Below are 25,667 nucleotides of genomic sequence, written 5' to 3' on the forward strand. Positions count from 1 at the left end.
GCGTTTCTTACTCTATCAGATCCTTTCGGTTCCGATTCCCCGTCGGAGCGGGGTTGTCTTTCCGGCCCTGCGGCCGTTCCGACGAGTGAGACTTTAGCGAATCCGAGCCCCCGACGCTAATCGGGGAGACGTCCGGTCGAACCTCTTCGAACGTCGATTCCACATTCCGCAAAAGCCCACGGAAAACGGCACGACAGTGCGTCGTTCGTTTGGTGTGATTCTTGCGGGATGGCTGTCCGGGGACCGACCGGGGTCAGCGCTCACGTCGGACAACTCGGAGAACACTACGGATCGGGGCGGGCCCTGTCAACCGTTGCCGGTGGCCAGCTCGCGGCTGCGGTCGCGGGCCGCTTCGAGGGCGGCGATCAGGGCGGCGCGTACCCCGTGGTTCTCCAGTTCGCGGATGGCGCTGATGGTGGTGCCGGCCGGGGAGGTCACCGCCTCACGGAGCTTCACCGGGTGCTCGCCGCTGTCCCGGAGCATCACGGCGGCGCCGATGGCGGCCTGCACGATCAAGTCGTGGGCCTGGGCGCGGGGCAGACCGAGCAGGATCCCGGCGTCGGTCATCGCCTCGACCAGGAAGTAGAAGTAGGCCGGGCCGGAGCCGGAGAGCGCGGTGGCGGCGTCCTGCTGGGACTCGGGCACCCGGAGGGTCTTGCCGACGCCGCCGAAGATCGCCTCGGCATGGGCGAGGTGCTCGGGGGTGGCGTGGCCGCCCGCCGAGATGACGGACATGCCCTCGTCCACCAGGACCGGGGTGTTGGGCATGACCCGGACCACCGGGGTGCCGGCGGTGAGCCGCTCCTCGATGAAGGTGGTGGTGATGCCGGCGGCGGCGCTGATGACCAGCCGGTCGGCGGTGACGTGCGGGGACAGCTCGTCCAGCAGACGGCCCATGTCCTGCGGCTTCACCGCCAGAATGAGGATGTCGGCGCGCTTGGCGGCCTCGGCGTTGGTGACGGTCTCGACGCCGTAGCGGGCGCGGAGTTCCTCGGCGCGGTCGGCGCGGCGGGTGGTGACCAGCAGCTGGGCGGCTCGCCAGCCGGCCCGGATCATCCCGCTGAGCAGGGCCTCGCCGATCTTGCCGGTGCCGAGGACTGCGACTGTCTGGGTCATCGTTCCGTTCACCTCACCGCTGGGAGTGCGTACCGGGCCCGCCCCGAGGTCACGAGCCCTCCGTGGCCATCCTCGCACCGGCCCGCGGAGCACCACGGGACGGGCGGGCGGGCAGCGCTTCCTGGCGACGCGGGGCCGCGCTTCGCGACAGGTACCACCGGTGTCCGGACCGGCATCACCGCCACGCCCCGGTGACCTTGCTTACAGTCCCCGAAGGTCTGGACCTTCCGCCGCTGTGCGCTGCCAGACTTCGGGCATCCCCGTCCGGGGATTCACGCATCACACGGCCACGTCCCGACGAGGTGCAGATGCCTTTGTCCTCCTTGACCGCGTACCCAAGAACCGCGTGCACCAGACCCGGCCGGACGACGCGAGAGGCACGCCGCCGCGGCAGGGCCCTCTTCGGGGCTCTGCTCACCCTGGTCCTCTCCCTCTCGGCCGTCACCCTGGGCGCCGCGCCCGCGTCGGCGAGCGACGCCTACAACAGCATCACCAGCGCCTCCGCGGCCAACACCGACTGGATGTCCCGCGTCGCGGACGGCACCAGCCTGTCCTGGCTCTCGGTGCCCGGTACCCACGACAGCCTCGCGCTCTGCGGGGAGCGCGATCCGAGGACCGGGAACTGCGGGGGCGTCGCCACCAGCATCACCCAGACCCAGGAGAACCACGGGTTCAGCGCGAAGACGCTGACCACCCAGTTCCGCGCCGGCATCAGGGCCCTCGACATCAGGGTCCGGCTCGACAAGGGCGACGAGGGACTGAAGTTCACGATCCACCACGGTGCCGCCTACCAGTACGCGAACTTCACCGACGTCCTGAACGCGACCCGTGACTTCCTGCGCGCCGAACCCGGCGAGACGGTGCTGCTGCACCTGAAGGCCGAGTGCGACGGCGGCGCTTTCGGCTGCGAGGACGCCGAAGGCTTCGGCACCGACGAGTGGCGCAAGAAGGTCTTCGACTCCTACCTGAACGGCCGCTCGTACACCGGCAAGGGGGACGAGACCACGGAAGCCACGGCCTGGCGCGACCTGTTCTGGGCTCCGTCGGTGACCGGGAGCAGCCAGGCGGACCGCGTCCCGACCCTCGGGGAGGTGCGCGGGAAGGTGGTGCTGATGGGGTACCGGGCCACGCGGGGCAACATCTACGACGGGTACGGGATCAGGCAGCCGTATCCGGCCGGTGGCTCCAACAAGGAGTACGTGCAGGACGAGTACGAGGTCAGCACCATCAGCGACATCGCCGGCAAGTGGGAGAAGGTCCGGGCCCACCTGCGCAGGACCAACGGCACCTGGGACGCGTCGCGGCCCGGTGAGAAGGAGTACCCGTACCAGCCGGGCGCGCTGTACATCAACTACACCAGCGGCACCGGCGGCGGAGCCCACCCCTACACGGTGGCCGGCGGCACCCCCACGGCGACCGGGGTGAACTCCTTCCTCCGGCAGTGCCTCCGGGGAGACAATGGCCGCTGCCCCGAATTCCACCCCGGCCGCGGCGACAAGTTCGGCGGCCGGACCGGCCTGGACCGGCTCGGCGTCGTCATGATGGACTTCCCCGGCGGCAAGCTCATCGACGACATCATCGGCCGCAACCAGACCGGTGGCAGCACCCTCAGGGTCATGGTCGTCGGTGACTCCATGACCCAGGGCCACGAGGGCGACTACACCTGGCGCTACCGGCTGTGGCAGTGGTTCCGCGACCAGCGGGTGCCGGTGGACTTCGTCGGCCCCTACACCGGCACCAGGCCCCAGGACGAACCGTCCGCCCCGCAGCCGCCCCGCCTCCAGGGCGAACCGGAGCCGGCGCCCGGCCCGCCCCGGACATCGGGTGACTACGCCAGGGACGCGGAGGATTTCGACAGCGACCACTTCGCCGTCTGGGGACGGCAGGCCGCTCAGGACAAGACCCAGATCAAGGAGCAGGTCGCCAGGTACAAGCCGGACCTGATGCTCGTCGGTCTGGGCTTCAACGACATGGGCTGGTTCGTCAGCGACGCCTCCGGCACCCTCTCCAGCATGAAGACGCTGGTGGACGAGGCCCGCGCGGTCGAGCCGAACCTCAAGTTCGCCCTGGCCAACGTCCCCCAGCGGACGAAGATCGACGGCCGAGACGACCTGATCGCCAAGACGACCGAGTACAACAGGCTCCTGGCCGACGCCGTCCCCCGCTGGCACACGAGCACCTCGCCGGTCGCACTCGTCGACTGGCGGGGCGCCTACGACTGCGCGCCCGCCGGGTGCCCCGCCGCCTACGACGGACTCCACCCCAACGCCGTGGGCGAGTACCAGATCGCGGGCGCGTTCGGGTCCACCCTGCACAAGGAGTTCCACCTGGGCTCCTCCGCCCCCGGCTTCCCGACCACCGCTCCTCCCCGCCCCTCCGGCACGCCGGGCAACGTCAGGGCCGTCGCGGCGGACAGCGGCATCGTCGTCACGTGGGACGAGGTCTTCGGGGCGTACGGCTACGAGGTCCGCTCCCGGCCGGCCGGGGCTCCCGGCTGGAGCACCACGCGCGCCTTCGGCAACCGGCTCGACTCCACCTGGATCACCGAGGGCCAGACATGGGAGTACCAGGTCCGCGCGGACGGCGGCGGCACCATGTCCGAGTGGTCGGGGACCGTGAGCGCCACGGCCCATCCGAAGACCGCGCCCGGACCCGTGGGCATCGTCACCCGCCCCACCCCGACCGGTATCGACGTCGCCTGGGGCGCCCCGACCGGCCCGTACACCGACACCATCGACCGGTACGGCGTGATCACCTACGACCTGGACACCCCCGGCGCGTTCATCGAGACCATCGGCACCCGCGACAAGGCCCTGCACTTCGGGAACCTGAAGCCGGGTCACCGTTACGCCGTGGCGATCCAGACCTGGAACAAGGCGGGCGGCGGCCTGCCCGCCGCCGGCCGGCCCGTCCTCGTCGGTGCCGGTACCCCCTCGGCCCCGACGGGACTGAAGGTCGTCTCCACGGACCCGACGACCGTCCAGCTGAACTGGACGGGCTCCGCCCAGGCGGCGGGGTACCGCGTGTGGATCCGCAACATCAACGACGGCAGTCCCTCCAGGGCCGAGGAGACGATCGCCCAGGGGACGAACCACGGGGTCGCGTTTCTGTACCCCGGGGTGTGGAACTACGAGTTCTGCGTGACGGCCGTCAACGGCGCGCTGGAATCGGGCAAGTCCCACTGCGTGGTCGCCCCGAGGCCGGCCGGCAGCTGACCGGCGCACACCCCGCGCCGCCGTACGCCGGGTGCCCCGGGGCCGCACCGGCCCTGGGGCACCCGGCGTACGGCGGTCCACCCGTCGTGGAGCGACGGGGCCCCGGCAGTTCCCGGCAGCCCCCGGCAAGTCCCTCGTGCGGGACGCCCGGCAGGGGCCCTCAGGCGGTGCGGCGGCGGAGGGTGGCGGCGCCGAGGGCCAGGACCAGCAGGGCGCAACCGGCGACGACCAGGGCGTCCCGGACGAAGCCGGCGGTGAGGTCGGTGTGCCGGACGACCTGGTTCATGCCGTCCACGGCGTACGACATGGGCAGCGCGTCGGAGAGCGCCTCCAGGGCGCGCGGCATCCGGTCGCGCGGGACCAGCAGTCCGCAGAGCAGCAGCTGGGGGAAGATCACGGCCGGCATGAACTGGACGGCCTGGAACTCGGAGGCGGCGAACGCCGAGACGAAGAGGCCCAGGGCGGTGCCGAGCAGGGCGTCGAGCAGCGCGACGAGCATCAGCAGCCAGGGCGAGCCGGCGGTGTCGAGGCCGAGCGCCCAGAGGGCGACCCCGGTGGTCAGCGCCGACTGGACGAGGGCGAGCAGCCCGAAGGCGAGGGCGTACCCGCCGATCAGATCGGCCTTGCCGAGCGGCAGGGCGAGCAGCCGTTCCAGCGTGCCGGAGGTGCGTTCGCGCAGGGTGGCGATGGAGGTCACCAGGAACATGGTGATCAGCGGGAAGATGCCGAGCAGCGAGGCGCCGATGCGGTCGAAGGTGCCGGGGCTGCCGTCGTACACATAGCGGAGCAGTCCGGTCATCACCACGGGGACGAGCAGCAGCAGGGCGACGGTGCGCGGGTCGTGGCGGAGCTGGCGCAGCACCCGGGCGGCGGTGGCGAGCGTACGGGAGGGGTTCATGGGCGGGGCCGGCCTTTCTGTTCCTGCCGGTCCTCGTGGGTGCCGGCGGCGGCTGTGGGCGCCGCGCGGTCCACGAGGTGGAGGAACGCCGCTTCGACGGTGGGCCGGCCGGTGCTCCGGCGCAGGGCCTCGGGGGTGTCGTCGGCCAGGATCTCCCCGGCGCGCATGAGCAGCAGCCGGTCGCAGCGCTCCGCCTCGTCCATGACGTGCGAGGAGACCAGGAGGGTGGCGCCCCGGTCGGCGGCGATGCGGTGGAAGAGCTCCCAGAGGTCACGGCGGAGTACGGGGTCGAGCCCGACGGTCGGTTCGTCGAGGACGAGCAGCTCGGGCGTGCCGAGCAGGGCGACGGCGAGCGAGACCCGGCTGCGCTGGCCGCCGGAGAGGTTGCCGGCCAGGGCGTCGGCGTGGGAGGCGAGGTCCACGTCGGCGACGGCCCGCTCGACGGCCTCGGCGCGGGCGGCCCGGTGGCGGGCGCCGGGGCGGAGGACGGCGGCGAAGTAGTGCAGGTTCTGCCGGACGGTGAGGTCGTCGTAGACCGAGGGCGCCTGGGTGACATAGCCGACGCGGGCGCGCAGCTCCGGGTGGCCGGCCGGGCGGCCGAGGACGGTCAGGGCGCCGGTGACTCCGGCCTGGGTGCCGACCAGGGCGCGCATCAGGGTGGACTTGCCGCAGCCGGAGGGGCCGAGGAGGCCGGTGATCCGGCCCGGCTCCACGGAGAACGTCAGCGAGCGCAGCACGGTGCGCCCGCCGCGTACCACCGTGAGGTCGCGGGCTTCCACGGCGGCGGCTCCAGGGGCACCGTCCGTAAAATTCATCATGCGATGAATAATGGTCCGCGCGAAACCATCGCGTCAAGGCGTCTCGGGGCGCGGCGAAGCCGGCGGGACGGTGCCGGCGGGGCGGCTCCGGCGGAGCGCGATGGCGTACGGCTCCCGGTCGACGGCAGCCCGTCAGCGACACGGGTCAACGGCACAACGGCTCCCGGTCGGCAGCAGCCGGTCAGCGACGCGGGGGCCAACGGCTCCGGGTCGACGGCAACCGGTCAGCGACTGCGGGTCGACGGCGGCCGGCCAGCGGCAGCGCGTCAGCGACTGCGGGTCAGCGGCGCTTGGGGCGCTTGCGGGCGGCCGGGTTGCCGGCCCGGGTGGCGCGGCGCTTCTCGTGCCGGGCGCGGGCCGCCTCGTACTCGGCGCGGTGCAGCTTCTCGCCGGGCGCCTCGGTGAGTGAGCGGAGGAAGTAGGCGAGCAGGGAGCCGATGAAGCCGATCGTCTTGAGGCTGCGGAGCGCGTCCTCGCGGGCCGGGTCGGCCGGGCGGCGGACGAAGCCCTCCCAGGTCTTGCGGAAGGCGATGGCGGAGCAGACGGCGAACACGGCGACGACGAGGACATTGACGAAGCCGCCCACCTGGGCGATGGAGAGCCCCTGATAGGCGAACCGGAGGACGAAGGCCCCCGCCGCCGCGGCGAGGAGCGAGCCCACGGCGACCCCGGCGCGGCGGGCGCCGTATCCGCCGCCGTGGTCGACCCAGGTGGTGCCGAAGAACCGCAGCGGTTCGGGGACCGGCGCGGCGGCGGACCCGGCGGCGCGCTCGGCCCGGCCGCCACCCGTCCGCCCGCTCTCCCCGGTGCCCTCGCCGGTTCGTCCGGCGCGGCCGGGGCCGGGCTGCTCGGCCCGCCCGGCCCGGCCCGTCGTCCGGCCGGTGTCGGCGGGGCCAACGGTGTCGGCGGGGCGGTCGCCGCCGGGTCCGGATCCGGTGCCATGGCCGGCGCCGGTGCCGTGGCCGGAGGGACGGCTCTGGCCGCTCTGGTCGCTCTCGTCGCTCACGAGGTCGATTATCCCCGCCGGGACGTGCTCCCCGGCGGGGGGTTTGTCCCGTTCACGGCTTCCCGTCAGTGGACGGGGGCGCGAACGGGACGGTCGGTGCGATCAGCGGGTCAGGAGCAGCGCGGCGCCACGTAGCCGTCGCTGCCGGTGCGGACATAGGCGTCGGAGACGTACTGTCCGTTGCCGATGCAGTCCCAGACGTTGGTGGTGCCGTACGGGCCGGTGACCCGCTCTCCGGGCTGCTGGCAGTTGATCGGCACGCTCGCGTTCTCCGGAAGGACCCGGACGAGATCGTACGTAGTGCCCGGACCGCTGCGTACATTGACGCGGACGTTGGGCGCGACCGGATAGCGCGGAACCGCGAGCGCGGCAGCGGCCTTCACCGGTCCTTCGGTGACTTCTTCGATGGCCATGACGGATCGTCCTCCCCCGTGGCGCTGTGCCCCCTGCACGTGCGCCGCGCGCAGGCTATCAAGCCCGGCTGGTTTCGCACGAGGGATCGACTAGTCTCGGTGCGTCACGCGCGTGGCGCGTCCGGGCGTCGCCCCGGACCACAACACTCGGGGGTGGGCGATGCCGCCGCTGCACAGTGCCGGGACCGGGCCGGAAGCGGAGGGACCCGGGCACACCGGGGCCGGGTTCCCGGATTCCGCGGCTTCCTTGGAGTACGCGGGGCGGTACCGGCTGGAGGCGCGGCTGGGCAACGGCGGCATGGGCGTCGTCCATCTCGCCACCTCCGCCTCGGGGTTGCGGCTCGCGGTCAAGGTGGTGCACGCCGAGCACGCGGCCGACCCGGAGTTCCGGGCGCGGTTCCGGCAGGAGGTGCTGGCGGCCCGGCGGGTCAGCGGGGCGTTCACCGCGCCGGTGGTGGACGCCGATCCGGACGCCGTGCGCCCCTGGATGGCCACCCTCTTCATCGACGGGCCGACGCTCTCCGAACGGGTCAAGCGGAACGGCCCGTTGGCCCCGGACGAGCTGCGCCGGGTCGGGTCGGGTCTGGCCGAGGCGCTCCGGGACATCCACCGGGCCGGGGTGGTGCACCGCGATCTGAAGCCGGGCAATGTGCTGCTGGCGCCCGACGGTCCCAAGGTCATCGACTTCGGCATCTCCCGGCCCTCCGACAGCGATCTGCGCACCGAGACCGGGAAGTTGATAGGTACGCCTCCGTTCATGGCGCCGGAGCAGTTCCAGCGGCCCCGGGAGGTGGGACCGGCGGCGGATGTGTTCGCGATGGGCGCGGTGCTGGTGCACGCGGCGACCGGCCGGGGGCCCTTCGACTCGGACAGCCCGTACATCGTGGCGTACCAAGTGGTGCACGACGAACCGGAGTTGGCGGGCGTACCGCATGAACTGCTGCCGCTGGTCAGCAGGTGCCTGGCGAAGGAGCCGGCGGACCGGCCGACCGCCGAGGAGGTGATGATCGCGCTGCGTGCCCCGATCGGGGAGACCCCGACGGTCGGCCAGGGCTTCGCCGTACGGGAGTTGCCGGACGAGTCCCGGCCGGACCAGCCCGTCGCGGTGGCCGGCGGCGCGAGTGGCGCGGTCGGCGGCGCGGGCGGGGGCTCGGACGAGACCGGCGGCACCGGCGGGCTGTGGGTGCCGGGGGGCTCGGGCACCGGATCCGGCGGGCCCGGCATTGACCCGGGTGCCGAACCGGCGGTCGCCCGGGTGAACTTGGCGCCGGTACGGACCCGGCGCGGGCGGCGGGCCCGGGCGGGCTGGGCGGCCGGGTGCACGGCGCTGGCCGTCGCGGTGGTCGCGGGCGCCGTCGTGGGCGTCCGGGGGCTCGCCGGGGCGGACGGCGGTGACCAGGGGGACGCCGGGCGCGAACCAGCGGCCGTGGCGCGGGAGTTCCAGCCCTGGGCGACCAAGCTCGGCACCACCGGCGCCAATCGGATGCCGGTCTGCGCCAACGCCGGTGAGGCGCTCTACTGCACCGCGCCCGGGGTCGGCGCGGCCCGGCTGCGCGCGGCGGACGGCGCCGTCGCCTGGAAGCAGCCGCCCACCGGGGACCCGGCCGCCGCCGGTCTGGTGCCGGTGGTGTCCGGCGGCCTGGTGCACGTCCGGGTGCCCGGCAAGAGCGCGGGCCGGGCCCGGCTGGAGGCGCGCGACCCGGACTCGGGCGCCGTGCGGTGGAGCGCCGATGTGTCGGCCTACCCCCGGGCGGTGTACGCGGGCGACGCGGTGCTGCTGGTCGGCACGGACGGCACGGTACGGCGGCTGGACGCGGCCACCGGCCGGCAGCGGTGGGCCGAGCGGCTGGCCGGCCCGGAGGCCCAGTGGGTGACCGGCCCGGGCGGCCGGGTCGTCTACACGGCCACCGCGTCGGCCGACGCCGGCTCCACCACGGTCCGCGCGATCGACCCGGCCTCCGGCACGGTGACCTGGCAGGTCCGGCTGAGGGGCGGGCTCGATCCCGTACAGGCGACCGACGGTGCGCTGCTGCTGCTCTCGGTGGACCTGGAGCAGTACACCGACGCGGTGGTCCGGCTGGACCTGCGCTCCCGGACCGAGCGGCGGCTCCGGCTGCCGCTGCGGATGGATCAGGGCCAGGCGACGCTGGCCGAGGCCGACGGGGACCGCACCCGGCCGGACGCGGTGTATCTGACCGGGGCCGACGGCGCGCTGGTCGCCGTCGACATGGGCGGCGCGCCCCGGCAGCGCTGGCGGCTGCAGCTCGGGGCCACCCGGATGTCCCGGCCGGTCGCTGCGGACGGCCGGGTGCTGCTGTCGGCGCAGGACGGCCGGCTGCTGGCGGTGGACGCCGGGAGGGGCGTACTGCTCGGGGACACCGAACCCCGGATGGGCGACCGCCCGGACACCTACCCGCCGCTGCTGCCGGCCCCGCTGACCGGGAACGGCCGGGTGTACGCGACGGCCCCGGACGGCTCGGTCTTCGCCGTCTCCGCCCGCGACCCGGGCCGGTGGTGACCAGCCGGCGACACGGCCCGGGCGGCGCACGACGGACAGCGAGGTGCGGGCGGCGCACCACGGCGGGCGCGGTCCGGACGAAGGACGACGGGGGCGCGGACCGGACATCCCGGCGGACACCCCGGGAGCGACGGCATGGGCGCGGCGGCCCGGGCGCGCTCAGCGGAAGCCGAGCGGAAGCCGGCAGGCGAGGACCGGAGGCGCCGGGACGGCCAGGACGCCGGTGAGGAGCAGCCCGGTCTCCCGGGCCAGCCGGCGCACACCGGGCGCGAAGGCGAGCGCCGTGAGGACGGCGGCCCAGACCACGACAGGTCCGAGGGTCCGTACCAGGTAGCCGCCGACCGGCAACCCTTCCGCCGCGCCCATGACCGCGAGCGCGCCCACGCCGTAGAGGATCGGGCCCAGGGTCATGCCGGTGAGCCCCCAGCAGACCGCCACCAGTGCCATGACTCCCCGCCGCTCCCGGCGGGGCGCCCGGGCGGGCGGGCGGTGGAGGGTGGACGGCAGCGGGTGGCCGTGAGGGTGCACCGGGGGTCCTTTCCGAGGAAGTGTCCCCAGCCTCCCCGCCGCGCCACCGCCCCGGCATGGGCGCGGCCGCTCAGCCGCGCCCTCCCCCGCACTCAGTCGCCGGCCGGGCGGGTACTCACCCCGCCCGCCCCCGACCCGGAACAGGGGGCCCGAAGAGCGCCACACCAACGGCCCCGGACGCCCGGCGCCGGACCCAGGCCCGGGCCCGGGGGCCCGGGGCGGTCCAGCCGAGGAGCCCGAAGCCGGGAGCGCGCCCACCGACGGGCCCGGCCCGGGGGCGGGCGCGGGCCCCCGCGCCCGCCCCCGGGCCTGGGATGCACAGGGTGCGCGGGCCCCGGGGGGCACAGGCCCAGGACGAGAATCGGCCGAAGGCCCCCGGCAGCCCCGGCGGCCCGGGGCCAGGGCCAGGCCTCCGGGTCGGCCCGAAGGCCCCGGCTTCAGGCCCCGGCCCCGGCCCCGGCCCCGGGGTCAGGAGCAGGCTCAGCCGAGCAGGGTGACGTCGCGGACGGCGCCCTTGTCGGCGCTGGTGGCCATCGCGGCGTAGGCGCGCAGCGCGGCGGAGACCTTCCGCTCGCGGGCCTTCGGCGCGTACCGGCCGTTCAGCGCGGCGCGGCGGGCGGCCAGTTCCTCGTCCGGGACCAGCAGTTCGATGGAGCGGCCCGGGATGTCGATCCGGATCCGGTCGCCGTCCTCCACCAGCGCGATGGTGCCGCCGCCGGCGGCCTCCGGGGAGGCGTGGCCGATGGACAGGCCCGAGGTGCCGCCGGAGAAGCGCCCGTCGGTGATCAGGGCGCAGGTCTTGCCGAGCCCCCGGCCCTTCAGGAAGGAGGTCGGGTAGAGCATTTCCTGCATGCCGGGTCCGCCCTTGGGGCCCTCGTAGCGGATGACGACCACGTCCCCGTGGGTGACCTCCTTGCGGAGGATCTTCTCGACCGCCTCCTCCTGGGACTCGCAGACGACCGCCGGGCCCTCGAAGGTCCAGATCGACTCGTCCACACCGGCCGTCTTCACCACACAGCCGTCCTCGGCCAGGTTGCCCCTGAGCACCGCGAGACCGCCGTCCTTGGAATAGGCGTGCTCGGCCGCGCGGATGCAGCCGCCCTCGGCGTCCTCGTCCAGCGCCGCCCAGCGCTCGGACTGGGAGAAGGCGGAGGCGGAGCGGACGCAGCCGGGGGCGGCGTGCCACAGCTCGACCGCCTCCGGGGACGGCGAGCCGCCGCGCACGTCCCAGGTCTTCAGCCAGTCCGCGAGCGAGGGGCTGTGCACCGCGTGCACGTCCTCGTTGAGCAGTCCGGCCCGGTGCAGCTCGCCCAGCAGGGCGGGGATGCCGCCGGCCCGGTGCACGTCCTCCATGTAGTACGTGCGGTCCTTGGCCACGTTCGGGGCGACCTTCGCCAGGCAGGGCACCCGGCGGGAGACGGCGTCGATCTCGGGGAGACCGAAGCGCACGCCCGCCTCCTGCGCGGCGGCGAGCAGATGCAGGATCGTGTTGGTGGAGCCGCCCATGGCGATGTCCAGGGCCATGGCGTTCTCGAAGGCGGCGAAGGTGGCCACATTGCGGGGCAGCACCGACTCGTCGCCCTGGCCGTAGTACCGCTCGGTCAGCTCGACGACGGTGCGGCCGGCGCGCTCGTACAGCTCCTTGCGGGCGGTGTGGGTGGCCAGTACCGAGCCGTTGCCGGGCAGCGAGAGCCCGATGGCCTCGGTCAGGCAGTTCATCGAGTTGGCGGTGAACATCCCGGAACAGGAGCCGCAGGTGGGACAGGCGTTCTCCTCGATACGGAGGATGTCCTCGTCCGAGATGGCGTCGTTGACCGCGTCGGAGATCGCGTCCACCAGGTCCAGGGTGCGCACGGTCCCGTCGACCAGGGTGGCCCGGCCGGACTCCATCGGGCCGCCGGAGACGAAGACGGTGGGGATGTCGAGCCGCAGGGCGGCCATCAGCATGCCCGGGGTGATCTTGTCGCAGTTGGAGATGCAGATCAGCGCGTCGGCGCAGTGCGCCTCGACCATGTACTCCACGCTGTCCGCGATCAGGTCGCGGGAGGGCAGCGAGTAGAGCATGCCGCCGTGGCCCATGGCGATGCCGTCGTCCACCGCGATGGTGTTGAACTCGCGCGGGACCGCGCCCGCCGCCTTGACCGCCTCGCTGACGATCCGGCCGACCGGCTGGAGGTGGGTGTGGCCGGGGACGAACTCGGTGAAGGAGTTGGCGACCGCGACGATCGGCTTGCCGATGTCCTCGCTCGCTACCCCGGAGGCCCGCATGAGGGCGCGGGCGCCCGCCATGTTGCGACCGTGGGTGACTGTGCGGGACCTCAGCTCGGGCATCGTCGCTCGCTCCTTACGGCGTCGTGGCCTGCCTCGCGGCATGGTGGCCTGCGGTGCCGGGCGCGTACGGACGCCCGGTACGTCACGTTCCTTCCGAGCGTACGCCCCCGCCCATGATCTGGACAGCGTGTCCGGATAGCGGGATGCCCGGCTCGGTGAGCGGGCGCCCCCGCCACCGGTCGGCCGCTCCCGGGGCCGGCCCGGTCAGCCGTCCGGTACGGCCCCGGCCCGGTCAGCCGCCCGTCAGGTACCGCTGGAGGGTCGGGCCGACCTGGGCCACGATCTCCTCGGGGTCGGCGGAGGCCAGCGGCTCCACTCGTACCACGTACCGCAGCAGCACGACGCCGACCATGTGCGAGGCGGCCAGCTCGGCCCGGAACTCCGGGTCCGGTACGTCGAGATCGGCGGCGATCCGGGCCAGCAGCCGGCGCAGCAGAAAGGTGCGCAGCACGGCCGCGGCGGCCTCGTGGGTGAGGGCCGAGCGGAGGACGGCGAGCAGCGGGGCCCGGGTGGCCGGGTTCTCCCAGACGCCCAGGAAGTAGCGGGCCAGCCGTTCCCCGATGCCGTCCGGGCCCGGGGCCAGCAGGGCGGGGACGGCGAGCGCGGGCTCGAAGGTGACCTCCACGGCGGCGGCGAAGACCGCCTCCTTGGTGTCCCCGGCGGTACGGGTGTCCCCGGCGGTACGCGTATCCCCGGCAGTTCCGGTCGTTCCGGTGGTCCCGGCGCCGGCCGCGCCCGCGTCCCCCGTGGTCCCGGCATCCCCGGCGGTCCCGGTGACACCGCCGGTCCCGGGGGCCCCGGTGCCGGCCGCGCCCGCGTCCCCGGCGGTTCCGGCACCCCCGGCGGTCCCGGCGGTCCCGGTGTCATCGCCGGTGCCGGAGGCCCCGGCGGTCCCGCCGGTCCCCGCCCCCTGGCCGCCGCCGAAGTAGTGGTGGACCAGGGCCGGGTCCACGCCGGCCGCCTTGGCGATGCCGCGTACCGAGGTCTTGTCGTAGCCGCGCTCGGCGAACTGGGCGCGCGCGGCCGCCAGGATGCGTTCGCGGGCGCCGGGCTCCCCGGCCGCGCTCCGGGCGGGCCGCCCGCGCCGCCTCGGGGCGCCGGTCACGGGATGCGGGCGGCCGAGGCCAGATGGAGCCGGGTGAACGCGAGGGCCTCGGCGAGATCGGCCTCCCGTTCGGCGGCGGACATGGCGCGCCGGGTGTTGACCTCGATGACCACATGGCCGTCGAAGCCGGTACGGGCCAGCCGCTCCAGCAGTTCGGCACAGGGCTGGGAGCCGCGCCCGGGCACCAGGTGCTCGTCCTTGGCGGAGCCGTTGCCGTCCGCGAGGTGGACATGGGCCAGCCGGTCGCCCATCCGCCCGACCATGGCCATCGCCTCGGTGCGGGCGGTTGCCGTGTGCGAGAGGTCCACCGTGTAGTGGCGGTAGTCGTCCTTGGTGACGTCCCACTCGGGGGCGTACGCCAGCATCTCGCGGTCCCGGTAGCGCCAGGGGTACATGTTCTCGACGGCGAACCGTACGTCGGTCTCGTCGGCCATCCGCCAGATGCCGGTGACGAAGTCCCGGGCGTACTGCCGCTGCCAGCGGAACGGCGGGTGCACGACGACGGTGGAGGCGCCGAGCCGTTCGGCGGCGTTCCGGGCGCGCTGGAGCTTGACCCAGGGGTCGGTGGACCAGACCCGCTGGGTGATCAGCAGACAGGGCGCGTGGACGGCGAGCACCGGGACGCCGTGGTAGTCGGAGAGGCGGCGCAGGGCGTCGATGTCCTGGCTGACCGGGTCGGTCCAGACCATGACCTCGACACCGTCGTACCCGAGGCGCGCGGCGATCTCGAAGGCCGTCGCCGTGGACTCGGGGTAGACCGAGGCGGTCGACAGGGCGACCTTCGCATCCGGAACGCGCACCGCTGGTTCTGCCACGAGGGACAGCGTACGGGCACCCCCACCGGGGCAGGGAGGCGGTTCGGCCACCGCCCGGAGGCGGGAACCGCCCGGCTCCGGGGCCCCGCGGACGGCCCGCGGACCCGGCCCGGCTCAGCCCGTCGGCAGGTGGTCCAGCCGGCGCAGGATGACGCCCTCGCGCAGCGCCCAGGGGCAGATCTCCAGCTCAGGAATGCCGAACAGATCCATCGCCGCCTCCGCGACCAGCGCCCCGGCGAGCAGCTGGGGCGCCCGCCCGGGCGAGACTCCGGGCAGCCCCCGGCGCTGTTCCACGGTCATCGCGGACAGCTTGGGGACCCACTCCTCCAGTGACGTACGACTCAGTACGCGCTGCACGTACCGCCCCTCGCCGGAGCCGGGCGCCCCGGCGATCCGGGCGAGCTGCTTGAAGGTCTTGGAGGTGGCGACCACATGGTCGGGCCGGCCGAAGCGGGCGAACTCCCCGACCGTACGGGCTATCTCGGCCCGCACATGCCGGCGCAGCGCCTTGACCCCGGCCGGGTCCGGCGGGTCGCCGGGCAGCCAGCCGGCGGTCAGCCGCCCGGCGCCGAGCGGCAGCGAGACGGCGGTGTCGGGCTCCTCGTCCATCCCGTACGCGACCTCCAGCGAGCCGCCGCCGATGTCGAGCAGCAGCAGCTTCCCGGCCGACCAGCCGTACCAGCGGCGGGCGGCGAGGAAGGTGAGCCGGGCCTCCTCGGGGCCGGTGAGCACCTGGAGGTCCACCCCGGTCTCGTCCTTGATCCGGGCCAGCACCCCTTCGGCGTTGCGGGCCTCGCGGACGGCGGAGGTGGCGAACGGCAGCACCTCCTCGCACCCCTTGTCCTCGGCGACGGCCAGCGCCTCGGCGGTGACCGCGACCAGCCGTTCGACGCCGTGCCCGGTGATCGAGCCCTCGGCGTCGAGGAGTTCCGCGAGCCGCAGCTCCGTCTTGTGGGAGTGGGCGGGCAGCGGGCAGGCACCCGGGTGGGCGTCGACCACCAGCAGGTGCACCGTGTTCGATCCGACGTCGAGGACTCCCAGTCTCATGCGGAGCACGGTACAGAACCGTTTCGCGCGAGGCGCCTACGCTGGACGAGTGCCAAAGACGAAGAAGACGAAGCCGGGCAAGAGCGGCGCCGCCGCCGCTGCCGGGGACCCGGCGGGCCAGGCCCCGGAAAAGCCCGGAAACACCGGGAGCACCGAGAGCACCGAGAGCACCGGGAAGACCGCGACCACCGGGACCGCCGCGACCGCCGACAAGCACGGGAAGCAGGGGAAGCGGGACAAGCGCGGGAAGCAGGACCGGGACCGGAGGCCGGAGCAGGACCGAGACCAGCGGCCGAAGCGGGACGTGAAGCTGGAGCGGGGCGTGTCCGTGACGGCGCCCGGGACGCCCGTGCCCGGGGACGAGCAGGGGCTGGACTTCCCGCGCGCCTGGGTGGAGTTCCCCGACCCGGCCGACGACGAGCAGGTCTTCCGCTGCGACCTGACCTGGCTCACCTCCCGCTGGACCTGTGTCTTCGGCAGCGGCTGCCACGGCATCCAGGCGGGCCGGGCGGCCGACGGCTGCTGCACCCTGGGCGCGCACTTCTCGGACGAGGACGACGAGCGGCGGGTCGCTGGGCATGTGGCGCGGCTCACTCCGGAGATGTGGCAGTTCCACGACGTGGGGACGGACTCGGGCTGGACCCAGACCGACGAGGACGGCGAGCGGCAGACCCGGCGCTGGCAGGGCTCCTGCATCTTCCAGAACCGGCCCGGTTTCGCGGGCGGCGCGGGCTGCTCGCTGCACATCCTGGCGCTGCGCGAGGGCCGGGAGCCGCTGGAGACCAAGCCGGACGTCTGCTGGCAGCTGCCGGTGCGGCGGACGTACGACTGGATCGAGCGGCCGGACGACACCCGGGTGCTCCAGGTCTCGATCGGTGAGTACGACCGCCGGGGCTGGGGGCCGGGCGGCCACGATCTGCACTGGTGGTGCACCTCCGCGACCTCGGCACACGGCGCGGGCGACCCGGTGTACGTCTCCTACCGGCCGGAGCTGACCGAGCTGATGGGCAAGGCGGCCTACGACGTGCTGGTGGAGCTCTGCGAGGCCCGGCTCGCCTCCCAGCTGCCGCTGGTCGCCCCGCACCCGGCCGATCCGCCGGCCGCCCCGCGCGGCTGACACCAGCCGCTCGCCCGGGCGGCCCCGCGCCACGCGCGCGAGCCGTACCCGGATCCTCAGGAGAGGCCCGGGGTCGGGGTGGCCGGGGACGCCTGGGTCGGGGAGCCGGTGTCCCCGCCGGGGCCGCCGGGCGGGTCGGAGTCGCCGCCGGGCCCCGGTTCGGTCGGTCCGGGGTCGGTCGGGCCCGGATCCGTGGGACCGGGGTCGGTGGGCCCCGGGTCGGTGGGCCCAGGATCGGTCGGGCCCGGATCGGTGGGCCCGGGGTCGGTCGGCTCGGGCGTGTGCGGCGGCCGGGTCGGCTCGGCGGTCGGGCGCGGGTGGTGCGGGGACGGGCGGGCCGCGCCCCGGCCGCTGATCGCCACCACCGCGCCGGCCGGCTCGATGCCGACCCGCCCGCTCCAGCGGCCGGTGGGCTCCCGGTCCCGGTCGACCGTGATGAACACCCGGACCGACTCCCCCGGGCGGAGGGTGCCCGAGGTCTGGCTCGCGTAGAGCCAGGGGGCGTCGGTCCAGAGCGACCAGCGGACCGGGGAGTCGCCCGAGGCGGTGAGGGTGAGCGCGGTGAACGCCCCGGCCGGTTCGGCGGCGACGGACAGCCGGCCCCGGCCGCTCCGGTCGCCGGCCGCGTCACCGCCGGAGACCACCTCGACGGCCATCCCGGAGCCGGGGGACGGGGAGCCGGTGCGGGTGGTGGTGTCCTCGGCGTCCGGGCCCCCGTGCCGGCCGTCCCGGTCGTCGGCGCTCCCGGCGGTGCCGGTGTCATCGGTGCTGACCGCCGTGGAACCCGGTCCCTCGCCGGTCTCGGGCGCGCCCCGGTACGCCGCCCAGATGGCCAGCACCGGAGCGGCCACCACGGTGGCCACCACCGTGGTGGTCACCGCCCGGGCCCGCATCCGGTCCCGCCGCGCCGCCTGGTCCCGGGGGTCCATCGGGAACCCGCCCCGCCCGAACCGGGGCCCGCCGGTCCGGGTACGGGGCAGATGCGCCATGGCCGTGTACACCGCCGGGCCCGGCGCGCCGACCAGCGGCAGCCGGGCGGGCGTCACCGAGGAGCCGGGCCAGGGGCCGCCCGCCCCGGTGCGCTCGGCGGCCCGGCGGCAGCGGGGGCAGTCGTCCACATGCCGGACGAGCTCCAGGCGGAGCGCGGCGGAGAGCAGCAGCCGGTGGTCACCGGTGAGCCGGGCGACGGCCGGGCAGCCGCCCGTGTCGACCACGGCCAGCGCCGCCCGGGTGCGCTCGACCTCGCAGGCGGCGGCCGAGAGCAGCTCCCGGGCGGCCGCCGTCTCCAGCCCGAGCACGGCGGCCACCTGGGGCGCGCCCAGGCCGTGCCGTACCGCGAGTTCCAGCGCCTCGCGCTGCGCCGAGGTGGTCCCGGCCGCCTCCGGCCAGGCGAGCCTGGCCAGTTCGTCCCGGCGCTCCTCGGTCACCCGCTCCGAGACCGGTGCCTTCGGCGGCTCACCGGCCGGGCGCCCGGCGTGCGCACCGGCTCTTCGGCTGCGCCGCTCGGCCAGCTCGCGCAGGCAGGCCCAGCGGGTGAGCGCGTACAGCCAGGCGCGCCGGTCCGGGTCGGTGGCGGGGCAGCGCCCGGCGTGCCGCTCCGCGACGGCGAGCGCCTGGCCGAGGGCGTCGGTGGCCGTGTCGTGGTCGCAGAGCACCGAGAGGCAGTACGTGAAGAGCCCGTCCAGATACGGCTCGTACCGCGCGGGCGGGCGGCGCACCAGCGTGCGGGGGCCGCCGGTGCGGCCGGGGCCGCCGGAGTGGGAGGGGGCCCGGCCGCCGGAGCCGGACGTGCGGTGCCGTGCCCGGGTGGTGCCGACGGGGCGCGGGGGTGGCTCCGGACTGCTCGTCATCCGGCGACCGTAGGCGGGCGGCGGCGCGTCCTTGGCCGTCGAGCGGCTCTTTTAACACGTACGGGTGAACCTATCCCTCGATGGGGGACACCGGCGTTCGCCGGCCGATGGACAGAGGTGATATCGATGGCCGGTTTTCGCCCCCACCGGCCCGGGCGCCGCCTCGGACCCGGCCCCGGACCCCCGCGCCCCGGGCCCGTGCATCCCGGGTCGGTGTGCCCCGGCGGCCCGTGTCCTGTGACGGTGGTCCCGGACCCCCGCGCCCCGGGTCGGTGTGCCCCGGGCCCTTCCGTCCCGGGTCCGTGTGCCCCGGCGGCCCGTGTCCTGTGACGCCCGGCCCCGTGGCCGGGCGGTCCGCCCGCCCGCCGGGTCCCGGACGCCCGCCCCGGGTCCGGGACCGGCCCGGACGGCGGTCCCGTGGGCGGGCGGTCCGGGCTGTCGGTGGGCGCCGTTACGGTGTCCGCATGGCTGCCCGTACGAAATCCGCGAAGGACCGGCCCTCCTACCGCTGCACCGAGTGCGGGTGGACGACCGCGAAGTGGCTCGGCCGCTGCCCCGAGTGCCAGGCGTGGGGCACGGTCGAGGAGTACGGCGCGCCCGCCGTCCGGACCACCGCCGCCGGCCGGGTCTCCACGGCCGCGCTGCCGATCGGCCAGGTCGACGGCCGGCGGGCGACGGCCCGCTCGACCGGGGTCGCGGAGCTGGACCGGGTGCTGGGCGGCGGTCTGGTGCCGGGGGCCGTGGTGCTGCTCGCGGGCGAGCCGGGAGTCGGCAAGTCCACCCTGCTGCTGGATGTGGCGGCCAAGGCGGCGGGCGGCGAGCACCGCACCCTCTATGTCACGGGCGAGGAGTCCGCGAGCCAGGTCCGGCTGCGCGCCGACCGGATCGGCGCGCTCAACGACGACCTCTACCTGGCGGCCGAGACCGACCTCTCGGCCGTGCTCGGGCACCTGGACGCGGTCAAGCCGTCCCTGCTGGTGCTGGACTCGGTGCAGACGGTGGCCTCGCCGGAGATCGACGGCGCCCCGGGCGGGATGGCGCAGGTGCGGGAGGTGGCCGGGGCGCTGATCCGGGCCTCCAAGGAGCGGGGCATGTCCACCCTGCTGGTCGGCCATGTCACCAAGGACGGTGCCATCGCGGGCCCCCGGCTGCTGGAGCACCTGGTGGACGTGGTGCTGCACTTCGAGGGTGACCGGCACGCCCGGCTGCGGCTGGTCCGGGGCGTCAAGAACCGGTACGGCGCCACCGACGAGGTCGGCTGCTTCGAGCTGCACGACGAGGGCATCACGGGCCTGGCCGACCCCAGCGGGCTCTTCCTCACCCGGCGCGACGAGCCGGTGCCGGGCACCTGTCTGACCGTCACCCTGGAGGGGCGCCGGCCGCTGGTCGCGGAGGTGCAGGCGCTCACCGTCGACTCCCAGATCCCCTCGCCCCGGCGCACCGTCTCGGGCCTGGAGACCTCCCGGGTGTCGATGGTGCTGGCGGTGCTGGAGCAGCGCGGCCGGATCAGCGCCCTGGGCAAGCGGGACATCTACAGCGCGACCGTCGGCGGGGTGCGGCTCTCCGAACCGGCCGCCGATCTGGCGGTGGCGCTGGCCCTGGCGTCGGCGGCCAGTGACACCCCGCTCCCCAAGAACCTGGTCGCGATCGGCGAGGTGGGCCTCGCGGGCGAGGTGCGCCGGGTCACCGGGGTGCAGCGCCGGCTGGCCGAGGCGCACCGGCTGGGCTTCACCCACGCCCTGGTGCCGGGCGACCCCGGCAAGATCCCGCGCGGTATGACGGTCACCGAGGTCGCGGACATGGGCGAGGCGCTGCGGGTGCTGCCCCGCTCCCGGGGCGCCGCCCGCAAGGACGCCGCCGCGCGCGCGGAGCGCCCCGCGGGCTCCCGGGGCCGCCGGGTGCCGCCCCAGGACCAGCCGCCCGCCCCGGACGACGACCTGGACGCCCTGCCGCTGTAGGGCCCGCGCCCGTGGGCCCGCGCCGCCCGGCGGACCGGAGCCGTACCGGAGAGGCGGCCGGGCGCCGTACCGGCACGGCGCCCGGCCCGGAGCCGTACCGGGGTCGTGTCCGGAAGGCCGGAGCCCGCAGCCGTAACCGGGGAGCGGGCGCCCGGAGCCGTACCGGAGAGGCGGGCCCGGAGACCCCGGGAGTGGGCGCCCGGGCGTCCCCGGGCACCACCGCCGGGCCCCGGTGACGGGGGCCCGGACGCCGGTACGAGGTCCGGCCCTGGCCGGGGTCGCTAGACTTTGCCCTGGTCTCGCCCATCCGTACGAGCCGGAGGACAGCAGTGGCAGCCAACGACCGGGCAACAGCACCCGGAAAGTCCGGCGGAGGCTCCGGCAACGAAGCACTGATGCGCGCGTCGCTGAGCGCCGTCGCTCCTGGTACGTCGCTGCGGGACGGCCTGGAGCGGATCCTGCGCGGCAACACCGGCGGGCTCCTCGTGCTGGGCATGGACAAGACGGTCGAGTCGATGTGCACCGGCGGCTTCGTGCTGGACGTGGAGTTCACCGCGACCCGGCTCCGGGAGCTGTGCAAGCTGGACGGCGCGCTCATCCTCGACAAAGACATCACCAAGATTCTGCGGGCCGGTGTCCAGCTGGTGCCCGACGCCTCCATCCCCACCGAGGAGACCGGCACCCGGCACCGCACCGCCGACCGGGTCTCCAGGCAGTGCGGCTTCCCGGTGGTCTCGGTCTCCCAGTCGATGCGGCTGATCGCGCTGTACGTGAACGGCGAGCGCCGGGTCCTGGAGGAGTCGGCCGCCATCCTCTCCCGCGCCAACCAGGCGCTGGCCACCCTGGAGCGGTACAAGCTCCGGCTGGACGAGGTGGCGGGCACCCTCTCCGCGCTGGAGATCGAGGACCTGGTGACGGTCCGGGACGTGACCGCCGTCGCCCAGCGGCTGGAGATGGTCCGCCGGATCGCCACCGAGATCGCGGAGTACGTGGTGGAGCTGGGCACCGACGGCCGGTTGCTCGCGCTCCAGCTGGACGAGCTGATCGCGGGCGTGGAGCCCGAGCGCGAGCTGGTGGTGCGGGACTACGTCCCCGAGCCGACCGCCAAGCGCTCCCGGACGGTCGCGGAGGCGCTCACCGAGCTGGACGCGCTCAGCCACGCCGAGCTGCTCGAACTGCCCATAGTGGCCCGGGCCCTGGGGTACAGCGGCTCGCCCGAGACCCTGGACTCCGCCGTCTCGCCGCGCGGCTACCGGCTGCTGGCCAAGGTGCCCCGGCTCCCGGGCGCCATCATCGAGCGGCTGGTGGAGCACTTCGGCGGGCTCCAGAAACTGCTCGCCGCCAGTGTGGACGACCTCCAGACCGTGGACGGCGTCGGCGAGGCCCGCGCCCGCAGCGTCCGCGAGGGCCTCTCCCGGCTCGCCGAGTCCTCCATCCTGGAGCGGTACGTCTGACACCCGCCCCCACCGCCGGTGACGCCCCCGCGCCGGTCCCGCGCGCCGGGGTGGCCTGCCCCGGCGGGCTCCGGCGGGCTCCGGCGGGCTCCGGCGGGCTCCGGCGGGCTCCGGCGGGGCAGGCTCCGGGGCGACGCCCCGCTCCGGTCCTCCGGCCGCGCCCGGTTCAGCCCTTCCGACGCGACCGGTTCAGGCCCCCGGCCGCTCCGGTCCAGTCCTGGGGACGCCCCGGCCCAGCCCTCGGGGGCCGGTTCAGCCCTCGGGACGCCTCCGGTTCACTCCGGGGGCCGGTTCAATCCTCGGGCTCGGGCGCCGGTTCAGTCCTTGGCGAGGGCGAACGAGGCGGGGAGCACCTTCACGCCCGGGATCGCCACCTCCAGCAGATAGGTACCCGGGGCGGCCTTGGCGGCCGGCGCGGTGGCACAGCGCGGGACGCTCTGCCGGCGGTCCCACTCGACGGTGTAGGTGACCGAGCCGTCCGCCGGGACGCTCAGCAGCAGACTGCCGGGGACGCGCGGGCAGTCCTTGGAGGACCAGACCTGGTCGGCGTCGGTGTTCTTGACGGAGAGCACCGCGCCGGCCGGGCCGAGGTCGGCCTTGCAGGTGGCGTCCGAGGTGTTCCGGGCGACCAGTTGGAAGCGGGGCAGCTCGTCGGGGGCGTAGGTGACCCGGGTCGCGCGGAGGGTCACCCGCAGGGCACCCGGGGCACAGGTGGGGACCGGGGAGTCGGCGGCGACCCGCTGCCCGGTGTACGTACCGCCGCCGGTGCCGGAGCCGCCCGTACCGCCGGAGCCACCGCCGGAGCCGTCCCCGCCGCCGGTGCCACCCTCCGTGCCCCCGCCGCCCGCTGACGTGTCGTCACCGTTCTTGCCGTCACCGCCGCCGGTGGAGCCGGAGCCGCCGGAGGTGCCCGACTCGTCGCGACCGCCCGGCTGTTCGCTGATGGCGGGGCCCGACTGACTGGGACCGGGGGTGATCGAGGGCGCGGGCGAGGCCCCGCCGGGACCCTTGCCGTCGTTGCGCCCGCCACCGCCGTCGTAACTGACGATCCATACGACCAGCAGGGCCAGGAGCGCGACCAGGCTCGCCGCGACTGCCCTCCGTCGCCAGTAGATGGTGGAGGGGAGCGGCCCGACCGGATTGCGCAGAGATCCCACGCCCAAACTGTACGAGAGAACGGTGCCAACTCCCGCGCCACATGCCGCTGGTGCGCGAAGTTTTGCGGATCATCACATCCCGCACCACTCCACGAGGGCCGTCCGGGTGACCGGGCGGCGCGAGAAGGGCCCTCCGGGCCAGGTACCGTCCCAGGTCATGAGCCAGGACCTCTACCTCGACATCACCGACTTCGCCCATCGGACCCCCGGCTGGTTCCAGCTGGTGGCCGAGCTGTGGACGGAGGCGGGGCTGCTGCTCTTCGGCGTGCTCTTCCTCGTCGGCTGGTGGCGCGCGCGGCCGCAGGCGTCGCGGGCCCTGGCGCTGGCCGTGCTCGCCCCGCTCGGCACCGCCTTCGGCTATGTGGTGAGCGAGCTGCTGAAGTCCACGATCGAGGAGGAGCGGCCGTGCCGGGCGGTGGCGGGCGCCGCCACCTCACTGGTCGCCTGCCCGCCGCACGGCGACTGGTCCTTCCCCAGCAACCACTCCGCCATCGCCGGGGCGGCGGCGATAGCCCTGGCCATGGCCTGGCGGCGGATCGTCTGGCTGACGGTGCCGATGGCCCTGCTCATGGCACTCTCCCGGGTCTTCGTCGGGGTGCACTACCCGCACGACGTGGCGACCGGTCTGGTCCTGGGCGCGGTGGCCGCGGTGCTCTTCGTCCGGCTGCTCACCCGGCCGACCGGGGCGCTGGTGGAGACGATGCGGATGAGCCGCTCCGGGGCGGCGCTCTGGCTGGCCGGGCCCGGCCCCGCCACGCCCGCCCGGCCGCGGCGCCGGGAGCCGATGCACCGGCGCGTCTCCTGAACGTGCCAGGATCGGAGGTGCCATGACTGCGACTGACGCCTCCCGCACCGCGCCCGCTCCCGCCGATGGCGCCCCTTCCGCCCCGTCCGACCCCGTGTCCCCCGCCCCCGGCTCCTCCGACGCACCTCGTTCCTCCCCGGAACCCGCCGGCCCGGCCGCTGCCGCCGGACCCGCCGCCGTCCCGGGGGCTGACGCCGTCCCGGGTGCCGCCGCCGGGCCGGTCGTGCCCGCGCCCGGTGCCGGGGAGCCCGCGGACCCGGGGCAGGCGCTGCACCCCCGGGTGCTCGCCTGGTTCGACCAGCACGCCCGGGACCTGCCCTGGCGCCGCCCCGAGGCGGGCGCCTGGGGCGTGATGGTGAGCGAGTTCATGCTCCAGCAGACCCCGGTGAGCCGGGTGCTGCCGGTGTACGAGCAGTGGCTCGCCCGCTGGCCCCGCCCCGCCGACCTGGCCGCCGAGGCACCCGGTGAGGCGGTCCGGGCCTGGGGCCGGCTCGGCTACCCGCGCCGCGCGCTGCGGCTGCACGGGGCGGCGGTGGCCATGACGGAGCGCCACGGCGGGGTCGTACCTGACGACCACGGGCAGCTCCTCGCCCTGCCGGGGATCGGCGAGTACACGGCGGCGGCGGTGGCCTCCTTCGCCTACGGGCGGCGCCACCCGGTGCTGGACACCAACGTCCGGCGGGTCCTCGCCCGGGCGGTGACCGGCGTGCAGTACCCGCCGAACGCCACCACGGCGGCCGAGCGGCGGCTCGCCCGGGAGCTGCTGCCGGACGACGAGACCACGGCGGCGCGCTGGGCGGCGGCCTCGATGGAGCTGGGCGCCCTGGTCTGCACGGCCCGGAACGAGGACTGCGCCCGCTGCCCGATCGCCCGCCACTGCGCCTGGCGGCTCGCGGGCAAGCCCGACCACCAGGGGCCCGCGCGGCGCGGACAGACCTACGCCGGCACCGACCGCCAGGTGCGCGGCAAGCTGCTCGCCGTGTTGCGGGACGCCCCGGGCCCGGTCCCCCGGGCGGCGCTGGACGCGGTCTGGCACGAGCCGGTGCAACGGGACCGGGCGCTGGACGGGCTGGTGGCCGACGGCCTGGTCGAGCCGCTGGGCGGCGGTCGCTACCGGCTCCCGGCGGGCCGCCCGGCCCCCGGCGCCTGACCGTTCCGCCACGTACGGCCCAGGGACCGGCGTACCGCCCAGGCTCCGGCGTACGCTCCGGGGTCCGGCTCCCGCCGAGGCACGGCCGGTCAACCCGGCGGAAGCCGGGGAATCCGGGCCGGAGTCCCGCGACTGTCACGGTCCGGAGCCCGGGCCCGTGCGTACGCCCCTGACCCCGCGCTCCGGTCCGGGCCCCGTGCGTATGCTCCGGCCCGTACGCCCCGGTCCCGCGGGTCGTACGACCGGGCGCCCCCCGCCCCGTACGGCCGGGCGCACGGCGGAACCCACGGCGCCCGGCCGCGTACGCTCCGGGCTCCGGCGCCCGCTCCGGCGCGGCCGGTCACCCGGACCGCACGCCCGGCGACA

The 25,667-nt window shown here is 75.2% G+C and carries 17 protein-coding genes and 3 pseudogenes; 7 read left to right on the plus strand and 13 right to left on the minus strand.

All coding sequences use genetic code 11. The features are described from left to right. Positions 1 to 306: 306 nt before the first annotated feature. Positions 307 to 1,116 (minus strand): pyrroline-5-carboxylate reductase, encoded by an 810-nt coding sequence (proC, locus tag NX801_RS29300; protein ID WP_258790989.1) that lies wholly within the window; start codon positions 1,114 to 1,116, stop codon positions 307 to 309. 314 nt (positions 1,117 to 1,430) lie between these two features. Between proC and NX801_RS29305 the strand changes: the two genes are divergently transcribed. Continuing rightward, the gene (locus tag NX801_RS29305) at positions 1,431 to 4,331 is read left to right on the plus strand and encodes a phosphatidylinositol-specific phospholipase C domain-containing protein (RefSeq protein WP_258790990.1); all 2,901 of its coding nucleotides are present in this window, start codon (positions 1,431 to 1,433) and stop codon (positions 4,329 to 4,331) included. Positions 4,332 to 4,491: 160 nt separating this feature from the next. On the opposite strand, the gene NX801_RS29310 is transcribed toward NX801_RS29305, so the two are convergent. From NX801_RS29310 to NX801_RS29325, 4 genes and pseudogenes are all read right to left on the minus strand, one after another. Beyond that, positions 4,492 to 5,229: an ABC transporter permease gene (locus NX801_RS29310; protein ID WP_258790991.1), complete on the minus strand. Its 738-nt coding sequence runs from the start codon at positions 5,227 to 5,229 to the stop codon at positions 4,492 to 4,494. Further along, on the minus strand, positions 5,226 to 6,047 hold the full coding sequence (locus tag NX801_RS29315; RefSeq protein ID WP_258790992.1) for an ABC transporter ATP-binding protein: 822 nt from the start codon (positions 6,045 to 6,047) through the stop codon (positions 5,226 to 5,228). Before NX801_RS29315 ends, NX801_RS29310 begins: the two co-directional genes overlap by 4 nt. 280 nt (positions 6,048 to 6,327) lie before the next feature. Continuing rightward, positions 6,328 to 6,798 (minus strand): annotated as a pseudogene (locus NX801_RS29320) (hypothetical protein); the annotation flags it as partial. A 365-nt stretch (positions 6,799 to 7,163) separates the two neighbouring features. Continuing rightward, on the minus strand, positions 7,164 to 7,466 hold the full coding sequence (locus NX801_RS29325; protein WP_258790993.1) for a peptidase: 303 nt from the start codon (positions 7,464 to 7,466) through the stop codon (positions 7,164 to 7,166). Between the two features lie 160 nt (positions 7,467 to 7,626). Here NX801_RS29325 and NX801_RS29330 point away from each other — a divergent pair, with 160 nt between their 5' ends. Beyond that, on the plus strand, positions 7,627 to 9,984 hold the full coding sequence (locus tag NX801_RS29330; RefSeq protein WP_258791021.1) for a protein kinase domain-containing protein: 2,358 nt from the start codon (positions 7,627 to 7,629) through the stop codon (positions 9,982 to 9,984). A gap of 159 nt (positions 9,985 to 10,143) precedes the next feature. Here NX801_RS29330 and NX801_RS29335 read toward each other — a convergent pair whose 3' ends face one another. The 6 genes and pseudogenes from NX801_RS29335 to NX801_RS29360 all read right to left on the minus strand — a co-directional run bounded on the left by NX801_RS29335 (position 10,144) and on the right by NX801_RS29360 (position 15,810). Further along, positions 10,144 to 10,512: a hypothetical protein gene (locus NX801_RS29335; RefSeq protein ID WP_258790994.1), complete on the minus strand. Its 369-nt coding sequence runs from the start codon at positions 10,510 to 10,512 to the stop codon at positions 10,144 to 10,146. A gap of 480 nt (positions 10,513 to 10,992) precedes the next feature. Then, complete coding sequence (gene ilvD / locus NX801_RS29340; RefSeq protein WP_258790995.1) at positions 10,993 to 12,843, minus strand: dihydroxy-acid dehydratase; 1,851 nt, start codon at positions 12,841 to 12,843, stop codon at positions 10,993 to 10,995. A 232-nt stretch (positions 12,844 to 13,075) separates the two neighbouring features. Then, positions 13,076 to 13,495 (minus strand): annotated as a pseudogene (locus NX801_RS29345) (TetR/AcrR family transcriptional regulator); the annotation flags it as partial. A 267-nt stretch (positions 13,496 to 13,762) separates the two neighbouring features. Beyond that, positions 13,763 to 13,948 (minus strand): annotated as a pseudogene (locus tag NX801_RS29350) (TetR family transcriptional regulator); the annotation flags it as partial. Next, positions 13,945 to 14,763: a sugar phosphate isomerase/epimerase family protein gene (locus NX801_RS29355; protein ID WP_258790996.1), complete on the minus strand. Its 819-nt coding sequence runs from the start codon at positions 14,761 to 14,763 to the stop codon at positions 13,945 to 13,947. The gene NX801_RS29355 and the pseudogene NX801_RS29350, both read right to left, overlap by 4 nt. Positions 14,764 to 14,877: 114 nt before the next feature. Beyond that, positions 14,878 to 15,810: a Ppx/GppA family phosphatase gene (locus NX801_RS29360; RefSeq protein WP_258790997.1), complete on the minus strand. Its 933-nt coding sequence runs from the start codon at positions 15,808 to 15,810 to the stop codon at positions 14,878 to 14,880. Positions 15,811 to 16,114: 304 nt separating this feature from the next. On the opposite strand from NX801_RS29360, the gene NX801_RS29365 reads away from it, so the two are divergent. Further along, the gene (locus tag NX801_RS29365) at positions 16,115 to 16,927 is read left to right on the plus strand and encodes a DUF3109 family protein (protein WP_428986266.1); all 813 of its coding nucleotides are present in this window, start codon (positions 16,115 to 16,117) and stop codon (positions 16,925 to 16,927) included. Positions 16,928 to 16,983: 56 nt separating this feature from the next. Here the strand turns inward: NX801_RS29365 and NX801_RS29370 are convergent, their stop codons facing one another. Next, the gene (locus NX801_RS29370) at positions 16,984 to 18,777 is read right to left on the minus strand and encodes a BACON domain-containing protein (protein ID WP_258790998.1); all 1,794 of its coding nucleotides are present in this window, start codon (positions 18,775 to 18,777) and stop codon (positions 16,984 to 16,986) included. A gap of 464 nt (positions 18,778 to 19,241) precedes the next feature. Between NX801_RS29370 and radA the strand changes: the two genes are divergently transcribed. After that, on the plus strand, positions 19,242 to 20,735 hold the full coding sequence (gene radA, locus NX801_RS29375; RefSeq protein WP_258790999.1) for a DNA repair protein RadA: 1,494 nt from the start codon (positions 19,242 to 19,244) through the stop codon (positions 20,733 to 20,735). 329 nt (positions 20,736 to 21,064) lie between these two features. Continuing rightward, positions 21,065 to 22,189, plus strand: coding sequence for a DNA integrity scanning diadenylate cyclase DisA (gene disA, locus NX801_RS29380; RefSeq protein ID WP_258791000.1), 1,125 nt, complete (start codon positions 21,065 to 21,067; stop codon positions 22,187 to 22,189). Positions 22,190 to 22,506: 317 nt separating this feature from the next. On the opposite strand, the gene NX801_RS29385 is transcribed toward disA, so the two are convergent. Continuing rightward, positions 22,507 to 23,346: a hypothetical protein gene (locus NX801_RS29385; protein WP_258791001.1), complete on the minus strand. Its 840-nt coding sequence runs from the start codon at positions 23,344 to 23,346 to the stop codon at positions 22,507 to 22,509. 157 nt (positions 23,347 to 23,503) lie between these two features. Between NX801_RS29385 and NX801_RS29390 the strand changes: the two genes are divergently transcribed. Beyond that, positions 23,504 to 24,151, plus strand: coding sequence for a phosphatase PAP2 family protein (locus tag NX801_RS29390; protein WP_258791002.1), 648 nt, complete (start codon positions 23,504 to 23,506; stop codon positions 24,149 to 24,151). Between the two features lie 22 nt (positions 24,152 to 24,173). Further along, positions 24,174 to 25,301 (plus strand): HhH-GPD family protein, encoded by a 1,128-nt coding sequence (locus tag NX801_RS29395; protein WP_258791003.1) that lies wholly within the window; start codon positions 24,174 to 24,176, stop codon positions 25,299 to 25,301. The last annotated feature ends 366 nt before the right edge of the window (positions 25,302 to 25,667 follow it).

The sequence above is a fragment of the Streptomyces pyxinae genome (genome assembly GCF_024756275.1).
In the GTDB taxonomy this organism is placed as follows: Bacteria; Actinomycetota; Actinomycetes; order Streptomycetales; family Streptomycetaceae; genus Streptomyces; species Streptomyces pyxinae.

Excerpts from the sequence above, each read along its gene's own strand:
- proC (WP_258790989.1), bottom strand. The coding sequence starts at position 1,116 with ATGACCCAGACAGTCGCAGTCCTCGGCACCGGCAAGATCGGCGAGGCC.
- NX801_RS29310 (WP_258790991.1), bottom strand. The coding sequence starts at position 5,229 with ATGAACCCCTCCCGTACGCTCGCCACCGCCGCCCGGGTGCTGCGCCAG.
- NX801_RS29315 (WP_258790992.1), bottom strand. The coding sequence starts at position 6,047 with ATGATGAATTTTACGGACGGTGCCCCTGGAGCCGCCGCCGTGGAAGCC.
- NX801_RS29325 (WP_258790993.1), bottom strand. The coding sequence starts at position 7,466 with ATGGCCATCGAAGAAGTCACCGAAGGACCGGTGAAGGCCGCTGCCGCG.
- NX801_RS29330 (WP_258791021.1), top strand. The coding sequence starts at position 7,627 with ATGCCGCCGCTGCACAGTGCCGGGACCGGGCCGGAAGCGGAGGGACCC.
- ilvD (WP_258790995.1), bottom strand. The coding sequence starts at position 12,843 with ATGCCCGAGCTGAGGTCCCGCACAGTCACCCACGGTCGCAACATGGCG.
- NX801_RS29360 (WP_258790997.1), bottom strand. The coding sequence starts at position 15,810 with ATGAGACTGGGAGTCCTCGACGTCGGATCGAACACGGTGCACCTGCTG.
- NX801_RS29370 (WP_258790998.1), bottom strand. The coding sequence starts at position 18,777 with ATGACGAGCAGTCCGGAGCCACCCCCGCGCCCCGTCGGCACCACCCGG.
- radA (WP_258790999.1), top strand. The coding sequence starts at position 19,242 with ATGGCTGCCCGTACGAAATCCGCGAAGGACCGGCCCTCCTACCGCTGC.
- NX801_RS29390 (WP_258791002.1), top strand. The coding sequence starts at position 23,504 with ATGAGCCAGGACCTCTACCTCGACATCACCGACTTCGCCCATCGGACC.
- NX801_RS29395 (WP_258791003.1), top strand. The coding sequence starts at position 24,174 with ATGACTGCGACTGACGCCTCCCGCACCGCGCCCGCTCCCGCCGATGGC.